Source organism: Streptomyces marokkonensis, from assembly GCF_039539045.1.
In the GTDB taxonomy this organism is placed as follows: Bacteria; Actinomycetota; Actinomycetes; order Streptomycetales; family Streptomycetaceae; genus Streptomyces; species Streptomyces marokkonensis.
The window spans coordinates 1-17,960 of the sequence record NZ_BAABCQ010000158.1; the positions used below are offsets into that span (position 1 = coordinate 1).

A 17,960-nucleotide genomic window follows, 5' to 3' on the forward strand; every position below is an offset into this window, starting at 1 on the left:
CAATTCACGTAAGCAACTCCTTGGCTCACAGAACGACATGGCTACGATCCGACTTACCGCGTCAGGTCCTCGCGTTTCTGGCGCTGTATCCCGGCCGCGTGGTGCCGGTGCCCACCTTGATGGAGGAGCTCTGGGGCACCGACCTGCCGCAGAGTTCGCTGACCACGCTGCAGACCTACATCCTGCAGCTGCGCCGGATGATCGCGAAGGCGCTCCCCGCGGAGCGCGCCGAGTCGGTCAAGGAGATCCTCGCCACCCGTTATGACGGCTACATGCTGAAGATCCCGGCGGCCGCCGTCGACGTCCACACCTACGAACGCCTGGTCACCGAGGGCCGTCAGGCCTTCGACCGGGGCGAGGACGAGCGCGCGGCCCACTGCCTGAGCGAGGCGCTCGGCATGTGGGAGGGGCCGGCCCTCGTCGACGTGCATGCGGGAGCGATTCTGGAGATCGAGGTGATGAGGCTGGAGGAGAGCCGCCTGGTCGCCCGTGAGCGGCGGATCGACGCCGAACTGAGGCTGGGCCGGCATGTCGAGCTGATCGCGGAACTGGCTGACCTGACGGCCCGTTACCCGCGTAACGAAGGGCTCCACTCCCAGGCGATGGTGGCCCTCTACCGGTCGGGCCGGCAGGCCTCCGCCCTCGATGTCTACCGGCGGCTGAGGCAGCGGCTGATCACCGAGCTCGGCGTGGAGCCCTCGCCGCAGCTGCAGCGCTTGCACCAGGCGATGCTCGCGGTGGATCCCCGGCTCGACGTCATCGCCGGACCCCGCAGGACGTCGACCTTCGACCTGTACGCGGCGTGAGCGCGGCCTGAAGCGCTCCGGCAGGCCGCCGGGACACGGGCCGGGCCCCACGCAGGATCGTGGGGCCCCGCCCGTCCCGCCCGATGCGCGTTCGACCGCGGCTCCAGCGACGCTGCGGCTCCGGTCGAGACCCCGCGTCGAGAATCGCTGCATCGGCCGCCGAACTGAGGCCGAGACGACTCAAAAGGGGGCAGAGCCCGTGGAAGCCGACGTGAGAGAGTCCACAGCCCCGCAGGCGCCGTCAGGGCGGGCCCAGCGGATCGCCGAACGCACCCGCGCCGAGGGCTGGAAGAAGCCGCCACGGCGTATCGAGACCTCCGAGTGCATCACGTGCGACACCTGCCTGCGCAGCTGCCCGGCGGAGTTCGGCGCCATCTTCGACATCGGACTGGACGTTGTGATCATCCCAGAGCTCTGCTCGGGCTGCCCGTCGTGCGTCCTGGAGTGCCCGGTCGACTGCATCTACGTCGACGAGGACTGGACGCCGACGGAGGAATCCGTGTGGAACCACATTGAACTCACCACCGAAGGTGCCTGATGCCCGCTCCTGTCGACCGTGGTGAGTCCCGCCGCGCAGCCAACGCCCGCAAGCGGATCAGCCGACGCCCCAGCAGGCTCGGCAACCCGGCCGGCACCTCCGCTTCCCTCGACCGCGGCCGGCGGACCGACGCCGGATTCCCCGCCCTGCTCACCCGGACCTGGCACCGCGCCGAGCAGGCCGGCGATCTGCGCGCCGCGGTGGAGATCCTGCTGACGCTCGACGGACATGTGCCGGCCGACGTCCAGCTGCGCGCCCTGAGCCGCCACGACGAGGCCGCGCTGAGGGCCCTCTTCGGCCTGACCTGGCGCGACGACGACCAAGCGGCCCCGCTCGGCCCGCCCTCGGCGGCCGCGGAGACGCAGGACGAGGACACCTCCCGGGACGAGGAGCGGACCTTCCTCGGCGAGATCGCCCTGAGCACCAGCGGCCGTATCGTGCTGCGCGGTCCCTCCCAGGCACCGCTGCAGCGTGAGCGCGTGGCCGGGGGGACCCTGCGCGTGCCCTGGTCGCAGCAGGCACTGCACCGCTACCGACAGGAACTGTCGCGGACAGCGGCCCGGCAGACCGAGGCGGTGGCCGACTGCCGCCGGTGGCTGGCCGAGCAGGGCGCCAAGGGCCGCGACGAACTGCTGGAACAGGCCAAGGAAGCAGCCCAGCGCACCGCGCCCTTCGTCCTGTACCGCGGGGACGACCAGTACACGAACTTCCGTGACCGCAACACCCTCACCGGCAAGACCCTGTGGCCCGGACACCCCGACTGCGCCCTCAGCAGCCTGCACGGGGTGCCGTTGGACCTGTGGTCCGACAGCGACGTGGAGCTCGTGGTCGGCTTGTCCCTGCTGATCGCCTCCTCCGGCTTCGGCCGGGTGGAAGAGGCCAACGGCACCCAGCTCACCATCGACCACGTGGCGTCCATGCTCGAACACATCCGCGGCGGCTACAACGAGATCCTGCCCGCTCCCGGCGTCGCCCCGGCCGCCTCGGCGCAGGTGACCGACCTCATGGCGCTCGCCGAGAACCTGTGCGAGCGGCGGCCCGAGGTCGGCGCGAGCGCACAGCTCTACCGCGAGATCCACGGCGCGCTGATGCACAAGATCGAGCGGGTCGCCGGGCCCTTCGCCGGCGCCGCCCAGGAGACCGAGGTGGCGATCTGCCGGGACCTGCGAGCCCGGTTGCCGTTCACCGGCACCACACTCGCCGAGCTCGGCGACGAGATCGTCCGCACCCCCGCCTGGCTGACCGCACCGCACGGTGACCTCGGCACCGGCCTCGAGTCGCTCGTCCACCATGCGGTCACCGCCGTCGGCTCCGCCCTGCGCGCCGACTTCGCCATGAGCCGGGGGATACGCTCCCTGCCCGCGCTGATCACGGCGATGCGGGACGAGCAGTGGGAGCAGATCTGCGCCTGGGACATCACGCACTACTTCTGCTGTGTCGTCCCCCTGCCGGACGCCGCCCGCCACTTCGGGGGATCGATCGCCGCCGTCGCCGACACCGCCTGGGCCATGTCGTCGCGCATGCAGTACAACTCCTGGCACTTCGTCCCCGGGAACCTGCCCCGCGACCGCTCGGTCGTCGCACGCGACCACTTCGTTCCCCCGACCATCCCCGACATTTCCCTCTACTCCGACCAGCACCATCACGGGCACGTCAACAACAAGGTCCGGTTCTCCATCCGGTCACCGCAGGCGGTCACCGTCGACGGACGGCAGTTCAACGGATTCCTCGACCTGCGGCTGCTGCGCTGCGAGGGCCCGGCCTTCACCGAGCAGGACCTCCTGGCGGCACACCGGGTCTCCCGTCTCGTCGCCGCGGCCACCACGGCGGCCGCACAGCTCGCCGCAGCCGGTGAACACATCGAGGTCACCGCCTTCGACTCCCCCTGGCACTGGCGGCAGATCACCGGTACGGAGCCTGGCACACCGGCCGGGGCGGGCCCGTCGTGAGCGCTGATCTCGGACACGGAATCGCCGCCACCCGGCGACGGTTGCTCAGCGGCGCGCTCACGGTGACCGAGCACGTCCAGGCCACGCTGGCCGCCATCAAGAACCGGGACGCGCTGGATGCCTTCGTGGCCGTCGCGGGCGACGACGCCCTGGCCGCCGCGGAGAAGGCCGACGCCCGTATCCGGGAGATGGGGGAGCAGGCGTGGCAGGACCTGCCACTGCTGGGTGTCACCGTCTCGGTGAAGGATCTGCTGCAGACACAGGACCTGCCCACCCGGCGCGGATCACTGCTGCGCAACAACCGCGCTCCCCGCGACGCACCGGCCGTGGTACGGGTGCGGGCCGCGGGCGCCGTCATCGTGGGCAAGACCACCACGTCCGAGTACGGCTGGAGCGCCTCCACCGTCAGCCGCGTCAGCCCCTCCACCCGTAACCCCTACGACCCCTCCCTGACCGCCGGCGGTTCCACCGGCGGTGGGGCCGCAGCCGTGGCCACGGGGCTGTGCGAGGCGTCCCTGGGCACCGACGGGGCGGGCTCCATCCGTATTCCGGCGGCGTTCTGCGGTGTCGTCGGCTACAAACCCAGCTACGGACGGCTGCCCTACTCGCCCAACAGCATCGACCGGCTCGCCCACCAGGGCCCCTTGACCCGGACCGTCGCCGATGCGGCCCTGCTCGCCCAGGTGGCGGCGGGCCCGCATGTCGACGACCCCGATTCGGCACTGGGCAGCCTGGACCGGGCCCGGGACCGCCGCAGGCTGCGGGTGGGCTGGATCCACCACGACGGCACCAGCCCGCAGATCGCCCGCGTCACCGATCGCGCCCGCCAGGCGATGCTCGCCCTGGGACACCAGGTCGAGTCCGTCCCGGCACCGTACGACGACCCCTACCCCGCCCTGGTCGACATCCTGGCCGCCGCGGAGGCCGCAGACACCCCGCCGTGGGCCGAGCAATGGTGCGATCCGGGCCGACTGGAGATCGTCCGCTACGGGCGCACGCTCAGCGGCGAGGCCGTCATGCGGGCCGAGGGCGTGCGCCAGTCGCTGCGCGCCCGCATGCGTGCCGTCATGGAGCGCTACGACCTGCTGGCCCTGGCCACCGTCCCCATCGAGCCGCCGCCGGCCGGCGCCGTGGCGCCCGCCTGGGCCGCCGACCCGCGTGATCTGCAGTGGCTGGCCTGGGCTCCGGCGGCCTACCCGTTCAACATGACCGGCCAGCCCGCGGTGTCCCTCCCGGCCGGGCTGACCCGGTCCGGGCTGCCGGCCGCCGTGCAGCTCGTCGGCCCTGTCGGCGCGGACGCACTCGTGCTGGCCGCGGCCCGGCAGCTGGAGGCCGAACTGGGCGGGCCGCTCACCCCGCCCGCGACCACACCTGCTCTCTCCTCCGGCGAAAGGACGCCCTGAACCATGCGCATCCGGTCCTGGACCCCCCTGTCCGAACAGGGCAGCGTCGGGCGCCCCTCCTTCGTCGCGGACCACGGCCTGTGGGACGACGCCCAGTCGGCCGCCGCCGCACACATCGAGGCGGAGCTCGACCAAGTCGACCTGGTACGGCTCGCGTTCGGCGACCCGCACGGTCTGGCCCGCTCCAAGACCCTCACCGCCGACGCCTTCCGCGCCGTGCTGCGCAACGGCATGAACTTCAGCCCCGGTCCGTTCCTCTTCGACACCGGCCACGCGGTCGCCGTGGACTTCCTCGACGCCGACCCCGGAGTCGGCGTCGGCGAACTCACCGGCGCGGGCAACTTCGTGGCGGTCCCCGACCCCCTCACCTTCCAGATCCTGCCGGGTCGGACACCGCGCACCGCGTGGGTCCTCGCCGACGAGTACCTGCGCGACGGCACACCGCATCCGCTGTCCTCGCGCGCCGTGCTGCGCCGCGTCCTGGCGCAGTACGACAGCCGGGGGCTGGCCCCCGCCGTCGGCCTGGAGGTCGAGTGGTACCTCACCCGCCGTCTCGACGACGAACCGGGCAACACCGGCAACGGTTTCGGGCAGCAGGGCCAAGCCCCCCGGGTCGCCGCGGTCAACGCCGGCTACCAGTTCAACCTCGACGCGCACTACGACACCGTCGCCCCCCTCACCGACCCGCTCGCCCTGCACCTGCTCGCACTCGGCCTGCCCCTGCGGTCCATGGAACACGAGTCAGGACCCGGCCAGGTCGAGACCACCTTCAGCCCCATGACCGCACTGGACGCCGCGGACGCGATGCTGCTGTTCCGTACGGTCACCAAGCAGTTCTGTGCCGCGCGCGGCCACCACGCGTCCTTCATGTCCCAGCCCGCCGTCGACAGCGCGGACCCCAGCGGCTGGCACCTGAACCAGTCGGTCGTCGACCTCGCCACGGGCCGCAACCTGTTCGAGGCCGAAGGGCCGTCGGGAGGCATGTCTCCCGACGGAAAGGCGTACGCGGACGGCCTGCTGGACTGGGCACGCGACCTGTTCGTGCTGTCGGTGCCCACGGTCAACGGCTACCGCCGACTGGCGGCCCACCACAGCCTGGCCCCTACACGCATCGGTTGGCGCGTGGAGGACCGCAGCGCGATGCTGCGCGTGGTCGGCAGCGGTGCGGGCGCACACATCGAGAACCGCGTGGGCGAGCCGTGCGCCAACCCGTACCTGAACATCGCCGCACAGCTCTTCGCCGGCCTCGACGGCCTGGTCTCCGGGGCTGCCGGGGGACCCGCCGAACCCGGAGAACTGCTGGTGCCCCAGTCACTGAGCGAGTCCCTGGACGCCTTCCGCGCCGGGCGCGCCGCCGAACTGCTCGGCGCGCCGCTCACGGCGTGCCTGACCAAGCTCAAGGAGAGCGAACTGAGCCGCTACGAGACCTGGTGCGCGCAGAACCCCGCCCAGCCGGACCGGACGACGCAGTGGGAGCAGCGCGAGTACTTCGGCGCCTACTGAAACGACCGCCCGCAGACGAAAGCAGTCCCATGATTCCTCGCTACACGCTGCCCGCCATGGCCGAGTTGTTCTCGGACCAGAACCGCTACGCGCTCTGGACCCGGGTGGAGATCCTCGCCTCCGAGGCACAGATGCGGCTCGGCATCGTCCCCGAGGCGGCCGTCGAGGACATGCGACGGGCCAGGGTGCCGCTGCCGAGCCGGGTCGCGGAGATCGAGAAGGAACGCGACCACGAGGTCCTGTCGTTCCTGGCAGCCTACTGCGAGGACATCCCCGAGACCTCCGCCGTCTGGGTCCACCTCGGCATGACCAGCTACGACCTGGTCGACACAGCCCTCGGCCACACGCTCGGCCGGGCCGCCGACCTGCTGCAGGGCACAGCCCGCCGCCTGCGTCGCGTCCTCGTCCAGCGGGCCCTGGAGCACTGGGACACGGTCATGGTCGGCCGCACCCACGGGGTCCACGCCGAACCCACCACCTTCGGGCACAAACTCGCCGGCTACGCCTTCGCCGTCGACCGCTGCGTGACGCGCCTGGCCGCCGCTCGTGACGCTGTCGCCGTCGGTACCGTCTCCGGATCCGTCGGCACGTACGCGCTGATCAACCCGTTCGTCGAAACCCATGTGTGCGAGGCACTGGGGCTCGGTGTCGAACCCGCCCCCAGCCAAGTGGTGGCCCGCGACCGGCACGCTCAGCTCCTGCAGGCCGTCGCCACGCTGGGCGCCTGCATCGAGCAGATCGCCCTGGAGATGCGGCTGCTGCAGCGCACCGAGGTCCGCGAGGTCGAGGAGCGGCGCAGCAGCGCCTACCAGGGATCGAGCGCCATGCCGCACAAGCGCAACCCGACCACCAGCGAGCGGCTGTGCGGTCTGGCCCGGCTGTTGCGCGGCTACGCCACCGCCGCTCTGGAGGACGTGGCGCTGTGGCACGAACGCGATCTGGCCCACCAGTCCGTCGAGCGCGTCATCCTGCCGGACGCGCTGTCCGTCGGGCACTTCCAGGCGGAGGCGGCCGTCAGCCTCATCACCCACCTGGAGATCGACGCCGAGCGGATGCGGGCCCACATCGACCAGACCGACGGGCTGGTCTACAGTTCTTCGGTTCTGGCCGAGCTCCTGGGCCGGGGCATCCCGCGGGAGCAGGCCTATCGCAGCGTCCAGGCGGCCGCCGACCGCACCGCCACCACGGGCGAGCACTTCGCCGACGCGCTCGCCGGGACCGGCGTCACCCTCGACCAGCTCGAACCGCAGCGCTTCCTGACCAACCACGACGTGATCCGCAGCCGATTGGAGGACCTCAGTGTCCTGGACGATTGACCGCACCCCCGGTGAGAGCCTGGACCTGGACCAGGTGCTCGCCGTGTACCGGGAGTCGGGACTGGGTGAACGCCGCCCCGTCGAGGACCGGCAGCGCATGGCGGACATGGTGCGTCACGCCAACCTCGTCGTCGTCGCGCGTGACGACGACGGCAGGCTGATCGGCATCGCCCGCAGCGTCTCGGACTTCTCCTACGTCACCTACCTGTCGGACATCGCCGTCGTGCGGGAGCACCAGGGCACCGGCGTCGGCCGCGCGCTCATCGACGCCACGCGCAAGGAGGCACCCACGGCCAAGATCGTGCTGCTGTCCGCGCCCGCCGCCACGGAGTACTACCCCCACATCGGTTTCACGGCGCACAACTCCGCCTGGGTCCTCAACCCCTGACACCGCCCACAGGGCCGCCGCGTCCGCCGTCCCGGCCGAGCGGCGGCCCTCAATCGTGTCTGCTGCCGTGTCCGCCGGTCAGGCCGGCGCCCGGTCCACGAGTTCGGCGGCCACTCCGGTGTAGGCCGCGGGGTCAAGGAGTGCGGCCAGTTCCGCGCGGGTGAACCGGCCCCGCACCTGGGGGACTTCGGCCAGCACATCGGCCAGTGGCCGGCCGTCGGCGGTCGCGGCCGCCGAGGCGTCGCTCAGCACCTGCTTGGCCGCGGCCTTGCCCAGTGCGGGAGCCAGCACGGCCGGCACCCGCTCCGAGACGAGCTGTCCGCCGGTCGCTTCCGTGTTCCCGCGCATCCGCTCCGGGCGCACCGACAAGCCCGTCAGACCCCGGCAGGACGCTCGACGACGCGACGAAGGCGGGACCGTCCTCGTCGCGCTCCTCGGCGCCACGCGGCGGCGAACTCGTCCGCGGCGCCCCGGCCGTGGCGGTGGGCGATCAGCGTCTCGTAGTAGACGCACTGCACTTCCCGGGCGATCAGCGGCCACAGATCGGTGCCGAACCGGGCGGGAGAGAGACCGGCGACGTACTCGGCCGTCAGCAGCCTGGGAAGGTAACGCCCGTGGGCGCCCCTTCTCGTTCTCTCCTCGCGCCTGGTAGGGCACACCGCGCCGGGAGCCGGCGTACAGCGCAGGCTCCCGGCCCGACGGACGGTAGACCAGGCGGCCCTCGACGCGTTCGAAGAATCCGCCGCGGCCCTGGGTGAACAGTGCCATGCAGTCGAAGAAGTTCAGGCCGAGCCCTCGCACGAGCACCGTCTGGCCCGGGGCGATGCGGGACAGGTCCACGTCCGCCGGGCTGGACGGAGCGATGTGGACCAGGCCGTTGCGGGACGCGAACGCCGGCAGCTCCCGCTCGGCGGCGTCGGCCGTCGTCGGCGTATGGCCCTGCGCGAGCACCACGGCCGACAGACCGGACAGTTCGGTGCCGTCCTCCAGGACCACCGTCTGCGGCCCGGCACCGCCGAGGCCCCGGTCGCCGTCGGCCAGGCGCACCGCCCGGGCCCGGTGCACCCGCACCGTCACATGCCCGGCGGCCTTCCCGGTGACGTGGTGGAAGACCCAGGACAGGTACTGGCCGTACAGAACACGGGTCGGGTACGAGTCCGGTCCCAGGGCTCGCGCCTGCGCGAGTACCGCCTCGCCCGGCGCGTCCCGGCCGGCGACCAGGGCACGGGGATCCCTGGCGGCCAGGGACGCGGCCCACTGGTACAGACTCGGGCCCTCCTCCAGCGGCCCCTCGATGGTGACGCTGGCATCCGTGAACACGGTCACCTGGGAGGCGACGGTGTTCATCAGCAGGCGACGGGACTGCGAAGGCCGCCAGACCAGGCCCGCTCCGGGAGGGCCGGGGTCGACGACATGAATGGTCACCTGGCTGCAGCGGGGCGACTTTTGCGCTCCTGAGCGCAGAGCCGTTCCAGCACGGACAGCCCGCGCGGGCCTGCGCCGACCAGGCACACCTCGATACGTCCGCTGTTCACAACCGCACTCCGCTCAGCCGAACGGGACAGCCGGCCCGCGGCGCGGCTGCCTCTGCGACGACTCTGTTGGACTGCGGGCCGAACCCGGGGCCGCCTTGGCCAGCGTCGGCCGCGAGGCCGGACGGGGACCGGAGGCGGCCCGTGAGCCACGGTGGAGCACCACTTGAGGCGACGGACCGGGGACGTTGCCGAAGCCTGCTGCGACGGAGCGTGTCCCGAGCGCGGCACGAACGTGCGATGTCAGCGCCGCGTCAGCGCTCTGTCAGTCCGTGTTGCGAGTGTCCTCGACGACCTTTCCGGCCCACGAACGGGCCGCCACGCCCACCCATGACGAGGAGTCGCGGTGACAAGGAATCAGGTCGTGCCCCTGCCCGTACCCGGGCGAACAGGATTCGACGCCGGACCGGACGCCGGGTCCCCCGTCGCCGCCACCACGTCCGACACCACCTCCGAAAGCCTGCTCGCCCTGCGCGACACCATGCTCCACGAGGGACCGGTCGAACAGGTACGGCTGTCCGACGTGCGGGTCAGCGAGACGCCCCGAACCGAAGGGGTCGACGGGAAGTGGGCGCTCACTCTCGCCGAACTGGAGACCGAGCTCCCGCCGATCGTCGTGCACCGGGACACGATGACCGTGATCGACGGACTGCACCGCCTGCGCGCAGCGCAACTGAGGGGCCGGGGGCACATCGCGGCCCGCTTCTTCCACGGCTCGGTCCAGGACGCCGCGTTGCTGGCGGTGGCGATGAACATCGTCCAGGGACGTCCGCTGTCCCACACCGACCGCACTGCCGCGGTCGAGCGGATCGTCACGACGCACCCCTACTGGTCGGACCGGGCCATCGCCGTCATCGCCGGCCTGTCGGCCAAGAAGATCTCCGAGATCCGGCGGCGTTCGGTCGACCCGGCGCGCGGTGAGCGCCGCATCGGTCTGGACGGCCGGCTGCGGCCGCTGAACAGTGTGCGCGGCCGGGAACTGGCGGGGGAGTTGCTGCAGGCCGATCCCAGCGCGTCGCTGCGCGCGGTGGCCCGCAAGGCGGGCATATCCCCGGTAACCGTCGCAGATGTGCGCAAACGGGTGCTGCGCGGTGAGGACCCGGTCACACCGCGCCAGCGCGGCCAGGCCGTCCAACGCGGTCCCAGGACCGAACGGCCCGCAGCCCAGCAGGCCGCCGAGTCCCGCTCGCCCGGAGAGCTCTTCACCATCTTCGAGTCGCTGCGCAGGGACCCCTCCTTGCGGCTCACCGAGGCCGGCCGCAGCGTGCTGCGCATGCTGGAGGCCTGCTCGCTCATGGCGCGGGAGCGGCACCGGATCATCTCCAGTCTGCCGCCCCACTGCACCGGCCAGATGGCCGCCCTGATGAGCGGCTACTCGGAGCAGTGGCGGGTGTTCGCCGACGAACTGCGCGCCTTCGAGGAGGCCCAGGACGGCGCCGAGGCCGCCGAGTTGGACAGCTGCCGATCCGGTGCCTAGGACGGCTCACGCCGGTGAGGAGGACGGGAACGCGGCGCCGCAGTGCCGGGTGGCCAGAGCCTGCCGCTCCCGGCAGAGCTCCTCGACCCGGCGGCGCAGCACGGCGACCTCGCTGCGCAGGAGGCGCACGCTCACCTCGTCATCGGGGGTGTGCGCCGCCGGCATCTCCGCCCGGCCCGGCTCGACGCTCCGGGCCGGGTGGGGCTCGCGGTGGTACAGGATCGCCTCCCGGCACCGGCGCAGCGAAGGCCCCGGCTCCACGCCCAGATCGCGGATCAGCCGACGGTACACCTGCTCGTACGCGCCCAGCGCCTCGGCCCGCCGACCGCACCGGTACAAGGCCATCATCAACAGCTCGGCGAACCGTTCCCGCAGCGGATGGCTCGCCGTGAGTCCTTCCAGCTCACCCGTGATGCGCTCATGCTGGCCGACGTGCAGACAGACGTCGTACAGCGACTCGAGGGCCACCATGCGGGCCTCTTCGAGTATCGACGCCTCCGTCGCACAGATGGGTCCCCGCTCGCTGCCCTCGAACGCCCGGCCACGCCACAGGGCCAGCGCCGAACGCAGGAGCTGCACCGAACGCTCCGGGTCCCCGGAGACCGACCTGCGTCCCTCGGAGACCAGCCGGTGGAAGCGCTGCGCGTCGGTGGTCGAGTGGTCGGCCCGCAAGGCGTACCCGGTCGGCCTGGTCACCAGCCAGTCGTGGCGGGCGCCCGTACCGCTGGAGGCCGGCAACAATCGGCGCAGCCGGGCGACATGGGCCTGCAGGGCGTTGGCCGTACGGGCAGGCGGCCGATCGCCCCACAGCTCTTCGACCAGGCGCCCCGAGGGCACATCCCTGCCGACGCTCACCACCAGGGCGCCCAGCAGCGCCCGCTGTTTGACGCCCGAGGGCATGACCCGCAGACCGGTCTGATCGTCACAGATTTCTACAGAACCAAGGATCCGAAACTCCATTCCGCTCTACCTCCAGGAGCTTCGAGGAGCGTGCCGCAGAGTTCTGGAGAGTAAGGGTTCGGCAGCGGCAGCGCGGTTTTCCTCAGCGGCATCCGGGGTTCCGTAGATGAATTCTCCAGAGCGATTCAAGCGTATGTAGAGCGCGTTGCAGGAGGAGTGCCGTCATGTCGACCCAGCCACCGCACCACCCCCCGCCCGAACTCGTCGCAGCCGCGCTGCGCACGTATCGCGCACTCACCACGGGCTGTACGCAGCCCGTCCCCTTCACCGCTCCGGGGCCGGAAGCCAGCGGCGCCCTGGGGCTCGCAGTGTTCCTCACGGTGTACGCCGACGCCCAGCAGGAAACGCCGGACCCAAAACGTCCTCGATTCCCCCTCGAACGGCCCTGGGATGTCCGTCGCGGGACGGTGAAATACCTTGCAGACGCCAGGCGCTCGACGGAATAGTGAGCCGCCCGGAATGCCTTCCGTCCATGAGTCGGCAACGGCAGAAACCGCTGGATCGGAGCGTCATGGAAGACGTCATACGGGGGATTCGCGTCCGCGGGGCATTGCAGCAGCCCGAATGGAGCGACCCCCGGCACGTGCACCGGGTGCGGCAAGCGCTGGCCGCCCGCCCTGCGCTCGTACGGGCCGACGACGCGACCACGCTCCGGACCCTGTTGGGCGCCGTGGCACTCGGCGACGCCACGGTGCTGCAGTCCGGGGACTGCGCCGAGGACCCGGACGACTGCACCCGGCTCCACGTCGACCGCACGACGGCCGTGCTCGACCTGCTCGCCGGCGCCCTCGACCGCGCCACCCGCACACCCGTGCTGCGCGCGGGGCGCATCGCGGGACAGTTCGCCGAACCCCGCTCCGGCACCACCGAGTTCGTCAACGGCACCGAACTGCCCGTGTTCCCCGGCCACATGGGCAACGGTCCGCAGCCGGACCACGAGCACCGCAGGCCCGACCCCCTGCGGATCCTGAACGGCTGCATGACGGCCGGCGACATCATCGGGCACCTGGACCGGCGCACAGGCGACCGCCCGGGTGTGGACGAGCCACGAGGCCCTCGTCCTCGACTACGAGATCCCCCTGCTGCGCACCGACCCCGCCACGGGTCGCCTGTTCCTCGGATCGACCCACTGGCCAGGGACCGGCGAGCGCACCCGTCAGGTCGAGGGCGCCCACATCGCCCTGCTGGCCCAGGTGAGCAACCCGGTGGCCTGCAAGATCGGCCGCACCACGCACCCCGACGACCTGCTCGCCCTGTGCGAACGCCTCGACCCGCGGCGCGAGCCCGGCCGGCTCACCCTCATCGTGCGGATGGGCGCCCATGCCGTCGCCGGACGGCTGCCCCGTCTCGTCCGCGCCGTACGCGGCGCCGGCCATGGACTGCACCTGGAGACCACCCCGGACGACGTCACGGAATGCGCCACGGGCGAAGCCGACCTCGACGCGGTGGGCGATCGATACACCTCCCACTGCGACCCCCGCCTCAACCCCTCACAGGCGATGTCCGTGGTCTCGGCCTGGACCGCCTGAGCCCCGGGAAAGCCATCAGGAAGTGGAGCCCATGACCGGCATACCCCCCATCAGCTCGTACCCGTTGCCCGCCGCGGGTGACCTTCCCGCACCCCTCGTGGACTGGACCGCCGTCCCCGAGCGGGCGGTCCTCCTCGTCCACGACATGCAGCGGTACTTCCTCCAGCCGCTCCCCGGCCAGCTCCGCTCCCAGCTCGTGCGCAACGCCGCACTGCTGCGCGAGCGATGCGCGGCAGCCGGCGTCCCGGTCGCCTACACCGTCCAACCGGGCGGCATGACCGACGAACAGCGCGGCCTGCTCAAAGACTTCTGGGGCCCGGGAATGCGCACCACCCCCGAGGACAGAGCGGTGGTCGACGCGCTCGCACCCGGCCGAAACGACCGGATCCTCACCAAGTGGCGCTACAGCGCGTTCTTCCGGACCGACCTGCTGCGATGGATGCGGGACCAGGGCCGCGACCAGCTCGTCGTCTGCGGTGTCTACGCCCACATCGGCGTGCTCGCCACCGTGGTCGACGCCTTCACGAACGACATCCAGCCCTTCCTCGTCGCCGACGCCACCGCCGACTTCTCCCACACCCACCACCGGTCCGCCCTCACGTACGCCGCCCACCGCTGCGCCCGTGTCACCACGGTCAAGGAAGTGTTCGCATGAGTCCCGACCACCCCGATCTGCTCGACGCGGTGCTGGAGGGGCGACTGGAGGCCTACGCCCTGATACACCGGCCCGTCACCGGCGGGCCCGGTGACGTCGACGTCCTGACGGGCCCGGTGTCCCGGCCCGCCACGCTCGCCGACATCCCGCTGCCCCCCTCCCCGGGGCCCGGCGCCCGCCACGAGGTGCTGGCCGTCCTGCCGTACCGGCAGCTCGCCGAGCGCGGCTTCGACTGCGCCGACGACGGGACCCCCCTGGTTGCCATGACCGTGACCGGGCAGCAACGACTGCCCCTGAACGAGGTGTCGGCACGCCTGCCCGACGTGCCGACCCCGATGTCCGGCGCAACCTTCGACCTCGACGACGCCGCGTACGAAGAGGTGGTGCGCCGCATCCTCAAAGAGATGATCGGCACCGGGGAAGGAGCGAACTTCGTCATCAGACGCACCTTCGTCGCCGACATCACCGACTACGGGCCGCACAGCGCCCCCTCCCTGTTCCGCAGGCTCCTGGAGCGCGAGTCGGGGGTGCACTGGACCTTCCTGATCCACACCGGCACCCGCACCCTGGTCGGAGCCTCCCCGGAACGGCACATCAGTCTCCGGGCCGGCACCGCCGTCATGAACCCCATCAGCGGCACCTACCGCTACCCCCCGACCGGCCCCACCCTCGCTGGCGTCCTCGGCTTCCTCGACGACCGCAAGGAGACCGACGAGCTCCACATGGTCCTCGACGAGGAACTGAAGATGATGGCCCGGATCTGCGACGACGGCGGCCGCGTCGTCGGCCCGTACCTGAAGGAGATGGCCCGGCTCGCCCACACCGAGTACTTCATCGAGGGACGCACCGCACTCGATGTGCGGGACATCCTCCGCGAGACGATGTTCGCGCCGACCGTCACCGGCAGTCCGCTGGAGAGTGCCTGCCGCACCATCCACCGGTACGAGCCGGGCGGGCGCGGCTACTACAGCGGCACCGCCGCGCTCATCGGGCAGGACGACGACGGACAGCGGGTCATGGACTCCGCGATCCTCATCCGTACCGCCGACATCAGCCGCGAAGGGCGTATCGGCATCGGCGTGGGCGCCACCATCGTGCGCCACTCCGAACCGGCCTCCGAAGCGGCGGAGACCCGGGCCAAGGCCGCAGGACTCGTCGCCGCCCTCGACGGGGACCGCACGAACCGGTTCGCCGACCACCCGAGCGTGCGCCGGGCGCTGGAACGGCGCAACGACGCCCTCGCACACTTCTGGCTGTCGCACGAGGAAGCCCGCGGTGCGCAGCGGGGCCGACTGGCCCGGCGCAGCGTCCTCGTCGTCGACGCCGAGGACACCTTCACCTCGATGATCGACCGCCAGCTGCGGTCCCTGGGGCTGCGCGTGACGACGCGCCGCTACGACGAGGAGTACGCCTTCGACGACTACGACCTGGTGGTGATGGGGCCCGGCCCGGGAGACCCCCAGGAAGCCGCACACCCCAGGATGCGGCACCTGCACACCACCGTCGACACCCTGCTGCGCGAGCGGCGCCCGTTCCTCGCGGTGTGCCTCAGCCACCAGGTCCTCGGCCTCCGCCTCGGCCTGCCCCTGCGCCGCAGGGAGGTGCCCAACCAGGGCGTGCAACGGGAGATCGACCTGTTCGGCGCCCCCGAACACGTCGGGTTCTACAACACCTTCGCCCTGGTCAGTGAGGACGACCTGCTCGTTCCGGCTCATCCGGCCGCGGTGGGAACGGTCCGCGTGAGCAGGGACGCCGCCACCGGCGAGGTGCACGCGCTGCGCGGCGACGGCTTCGCCTCCGTCCAGTTCCACGCAGAGTCCGTGCTCACCCGGGAGGGCCCCCGCATCATCGCCGAGGTCCTGACCGGCCTGCTCGCTGCCGCCACGGCCCCGAGCGCCGTCTGATCAGCCCGCCGCGACGGCCTCGAGGACCGACGCGTGCGGCGACGGCTCGGCGAAGCCCGCCACGGCGAAACCCGCGGCTGCCAGCAGCGCCTCGTACTCCGCGCGGGTACGGCCCCTGCCGTCGAGCACCGTCATCATCAGCATGTCGATGGTCTTCCCCGGATGCGGCTCGTTGCCCGCCGGAATCATCGCGTTGATGACAAGGAGCCGACCGTGCGCGGGCATGGCGGCCCGGCACGTGCGCAGTATCCGCAGACACTGCTCGTCCGGCCAACTGGCCAGCACATGCTTGAGCAGGTAGACGTCGGCGCCGGCCGGCACGGAGACGAAGAAGTCCCCGGGCTCGGCGCTCCACCGGCCGGCCAGCTCGGGAACGTCGAGCACATGCCCGGCCACCACGTTCTCCAGGTCGACCAGGGTGCCCGTCAGCCGAGGGTTGCGACGCAGCACCGCCCGCAGCAGACCGCCGCGCCCGCCTCCCACGTCCACGACGCTCGCGGCGGCAGGGAACTCGCAGACCGCCGCGACGTCATTGCTCAACGCCTCCGAGAACGCGGCCATGCTGGAGTTGAAGTCCCGGCCGAACTCCGGCTCGGCCGCCACATGGTCGTAGAACGGAACACCGTAGATACTCTCGAACGCGGTGGTGCCCGTACGGACCGCGTCGTGGAGACGGCCCGCCGATTCCCAGAACGCCGGCTCGCCGCGCACCGCGATGTAGTCGCGCAGCGACCGCGGCGCATCCCCGCGCAGCGGTTCGGCGAGCGGCGTGAGATGGAAGCGGCCCGTCTCGTCCTCGCGGAAGACGCCCTTGGCGGCGAGGAAGCGCAGCATCCGGTACAGATGCGAACCGTCGGCTCCCACCGCCCCGGCCAGCTCGTCCGCGGTGCGCGGCCCGTCCGCCAGGCGGTCGGCGACGCCGAAGCGCGCGGCGGCGTGCAGCGCCGCCGAGTAGACGTATCCAAGAGCCAGATCGAGCAGCTCCTCGTGGCGGTCGCGGTCGGCTGCCATCGGTACGGTCCTCTCTCCCCATGCCGTTCGGGGCCCACGGGCGCACGGAGGATGCACGGGCCCGGCATGCGTGCATCAGCGTGCGCCCGGAACATCGCGGCGGGCTCGAACACCGCTCGACCCGGCTCCGAGCCGCCCGATGGACAATGCGGCTGGACCGGCCCGACCACATTGCCGAGGGGACACCATGGCTGACGGCGCAGCACACGGCTTCACCGACGCCGCCGCACTGCGGCGCAAGAACCGAGCCACCGTCGAGAAGTACCTGGCGGACACGAAGGGGCAGGCGCGGTTGCGCCGCCACGAGCTGTTCGTGGAGCACGGCAGCGGCGGACTGTGGACCGCTGACACCGGGGAACCCATCGTCATCAAGGGCCGCGACCGGCTGGCCGAGCACGGCGTCTGGTCGCTGAAGATGTTCCCCGACTGGGAGTGGTACAACATCCAGGTCTTCGAGACGCAGGACCCGAACTTCTTCTGGGTCGAGTGCGACGGCCACGGCAGGATCCTGTTCCCGGGGTATCCCGAGGGCTACTACGAGAACCACTTCCTGCACTCGTTCGCACTCGACGACGGAAAGATCGTGCAGAACCGTGAGTTCATGAACCCGTTCCAGCAGCTGCGGGCGCTCGGCATCCCCGTCCCGACGGTCAGGCGGGAGGGGATCCCCACCTGACCGTCGCCCCCGCGAGGCGCAGCAACAGGTCTTTGACCTCGGTGGCCGCCACCGGGCCCGTGACCGCGCCGGGCCGCGAGCACAGGAGCACCGGACCGTCGTCGTCGCTCGCGGGGAGGCGGCCGTGGCTGCCGCGGATGGGTGTGGGGTCCAGGGGTACGACCGCCATGCGGTAGCGCATGCCGAGCTTCTTGCGGGCCAGCGCGGAGGCCGCCTTGACCTTGACGTAGGGGTCGAGGGGGTCCATGAAGAGTTCGGCCGGGTCGTAGCCGGGTTTGCGGTGGATCTCGACCAGCTGCGCGAAGTCGGGCGC

At 71.6% G+C, this 17,960-nt stretch carries 14 protein-coding genes and 2 pseudogenes; 12 read left to right on the top strand and 4 right to left on the bottom strand.

Annotation, left to right across the window (positions count from 1 at the left end; translation table 11 throughout):
• The first annotated feature begins 1,017 nt into the window (after positions 1–1,017).
• From ABEA26_RS28855 to ABEA26_RS28880, 6 genes are read left to right on the top strand one after another with little or no spacing between them, the layout of a single operon-like run.
• Positions 1,018–1,344: a 4Fe-4S dicluster domain-containing protein gene (locus ABEA26_RS28855; protein WP_345596296.1), complete on the top strand. Its 327-nt coding sequence runs from the start codon at positions 1,018–1,020 to the stop codon at positions 1,342–1,344.
• A complete protein-coding gene (locus tag ABEA26_RS28860) occupies positions 1,344–3,293 on the top strand; it encodes a hypothetical protein (protein ID WP_345596297.1) in 1,950 nt (649 codons plus the stop codon). The genes ABEA26_RS28855 and ABEA26_RS28860 overlap by 1 nt, the downstream gene beginning before the upstream one ends.
• Complete coding sequence (locus ABEA26_RS28865; RefSeq protein ID WP_345596298.1) at positions 3,290–4,696, top strand: amidase; 1,407 nt, start codon at positions 3,290–3,292, stop codon at positions 4,694–4,696. Before ABEA26_RS28860 ends, ABEA26_RS28865 begins: the two co-directional genes overlap by 4 nt.
• Before the next feature lie 3 nt (positions 4,697–4,699).
• On the top strand, positions 4,700–6,199 hold the full coding sequence (locus ABEA26_RS28870) for a type I glutamate--ammonia ligase (RefSeq protein ID WP_345596299.1): 1,500 nt from the start codon (positions 4,700–4,702) through the stop codon (positions 6,197–6,199).
• A gap of 29 nt (positions 6,200–6,228) precedes the next feature.
• Complete coding sequence (purB, locus tag ABEA26_RS28875) at positions 6,229–7,515, top strand: adenylosuccinate lyase (protein ID WP_345596300.1); 1,287 nt, start codon at positions 6,229–6,231, stop codon at positions 7,513–7,515.
• Complete coding sequence (locus tag ABEA26_RS28880) at positions 7,499–7,903, top strand: GNAT family N-acetyltransferase (RefSeq protein WP_345596301.1); 405 nt, start codon at positions 7,499–7,501, stop codon at positions 7,901–7,903. Before purB ends, ABEA26_RS28880 begins: the two co-directional genes overlap by 17 nt.
• Before the next feature lie 78 nt (positions 7,904–7,981).
• Here ABEA26_RS28880 and ABEA26_RS28890 read toward each other — a convergent pair whose 3' ends face one another.
• Complete coding sequence (locus tag ABEA26_RS28890; RefSeq protein WP_425587913.1) at positions 7,982–9,328, bottom strand: FAD/NAD(P)-binding protein; 1,347 nt, start codon at positions 9,326–9,328, stop codon at positions 7,982–7,984.
• 453 nt (positions 9,329–9,781) lie between these two features.
• Between ABEA26_RS28890 and ABEA26_RS28895 the strand changes: the two genes are divergently transcribed.
• A complete protein-coding gene (locus tag ABEA26_RS28895; protein WP_345596303.1) occupies positions 9,782–10,912 on the top strand; it encodes a ParB/RepB/Spo0J family partition protein in 1,131 nt (376 codons plus the stop codon).
• 6 nt (positions 10,913–10,918) lie between these two features.
• Here the strand turns inward: ABEA26_RS28895 and ABEA26_RS28900 are convergent, their stop codons facing one another.
• On the bottom strand, positions 10,919–11,812 hold the full coding sequence (locus ABEA26_RS28900) for an AfsR/SARP family transcriptional regulator (protein ID WP_345596304.1): 894 nt from the start codon (positions 11,810–11,812) through the stop codon (positions 10,919–10,921).
• A gap of 571 nt (positions 11,813–12,383) precedes the next feature.
• On the opposite strand from ABEA26_RS28900, the pseudogene ABEA26_RS28905 reads away from it, so the two are divergent.
• The 4 genes and pseudogenes from ABEA26_RS28905 to ABEA26_RS28920 all read left to right on the top strand — a co-directional run.
• Positions 12,384–12,800 (top strand): annotated as a pseudogene (locus ABEA26_RS28905) (3-deoxy-7-phosphoheptulonate synthase); the annotation flags it as partial.
• A 106-nt stretch (positions 12,801–12,906) separates the two neighbouring features.
• The gene (locus ABEA26_RS28910) at positions 12,907–13,401 is read left to right on the top strand and encodes a 3-deoxy-7-phosphoheptulonate synthase (protein WP_345596305.1); all 495 of its coding nucleotides are present in this window, start codon (positions 12,907–12,909) and stop codon (positions 13,399–13,401) included.
• A 31-nt stretch (positions 13,402–13,432) separates the two neighbouring features.
• Positions 13,433–14,056: an isochorismatase family protein gene (locus tag ABEA26_RS28915; RefSeq protein WP_345596306.1), complete on the top strand. Its 624-nt coding sequence runs from the start codon at positions 13,433–13,435 to the stop codon at positions 14,054–14,056.
• On the top strand, positions 14,053–15,960 hold the full coding sequence (locus ABEA26_RS28920; RefSeq protein ID WP_345596307.1) for an anthranilate synthase family protein: 1,908 nt from the start codon (positions 14,053–14,055) through the stop codon (positions 15,958–15,960). The genes ABEA26_RS28915 and ABEA26_RS28920 overlap by 4 nt, the downstream gene beginning before the upstream one ends.
• On the opposite strand, the gene ABEA26_RS28925 is transcribed toward ABEA26_RS28920, so the two are convergent.
• On the bottom strand, positions 15,961–16,971 hold the full coding sequence (locus ABEA26_RS28925; protein WP_345596308.1) for a methyltransferase: 1,011 nt from the start codon (positions 16,969–16,971) through the stop codon (positions 15,961–15,963).
• A 187-nt stretch (positions 16,972–17,158) separates the two neighbouring features.
• Here ABEA26_RS28925 and ABEA26_RS28930 point away from each other — a divergent pair, with 187 nt between their 5' ends.
• Positions 17,159–17,647 (top strand): PhzA/PhzB family protein, encoded by a 489-nt coding sequence (locus ABEA26_RS28930; protein ID WP_345596309.1) that lies wholly within the window; start codon positions 17,159–17,161, stop codon positions 17,645–17,647.
• Here the strand turns inward: ABEA26_RS28930 and ABEA26_RS28935 are convergent.
• Positions 17,622–17,960 (bottom strand): annotated as a pseudogene (locus ABEA26_RS28935) (alkaline phosphatase family protein); the annotation flags it as partial. The gene ABEA26_RS28930 and the pseudogene ABEA26_RS28935 overlap by 26 nt on opposite strands.

Bases quoted from the DNA above. Each gene is read 5' to 3' on its own strand.
- ABEA26_RS28930 (WP_345596309.1), top strand. From the start codon at position 17,159: ATGGCTGACGGCGCAGCACACGGCTTCACCGACGCCGCCGCACTGCGG.
- ABEA26_RS28860 (WP_345596297.1), top strand. From the start codon at position 1,344: ATGCCCGCTCCTGTCGACCGTGGTGAGTCCCGCCGCGCAGCCAACGCC.
- ABEA26_RS28870 (WP_345596299.1), top strand. From the start codon at position 4,700: ATGCGCATCCGGTCCTGGACCCCCCTGTCCGAACAGGGCAGCGTCGGG.
- ABEA26_RS28925 (WP_345596308.1), bottom strand. From the start codon at position 16,971: ATGGCAGCCGACCGCGACCGCCACGAGGAGCTGCTCGATCTGGCTCTT.
- ABEA26_RS28900 (WP_345596304.1), bottom strand. From the start codon at position 11,812: ATGCCCTCGGGCGTCAAACAGCGGGCGCTGCTGGGCGCCCTGGTGGTG.
- purB (WP_345596300.1), top strand. From the start codon at position 6,229: ATGATTCCTCGCTACACGCTGCCCGCCATGGCCGAGTTGTTCTCGGAC.
- ABEA26_RS28920 (WP_345596307.1), top strand. From the start codon at position 14,053: ATGAGTCCCGACCACCCCGATCTGCTCGACGCGGTGCTGGAGGGGCGA.
- ABEA26_RS28915 (WP_345596306.1), top strand. From the start codon at position 13,433: ATGACCGGCATACCCCCCATCAGCTCGTACCCGTTGCCCGCCGCGGGT.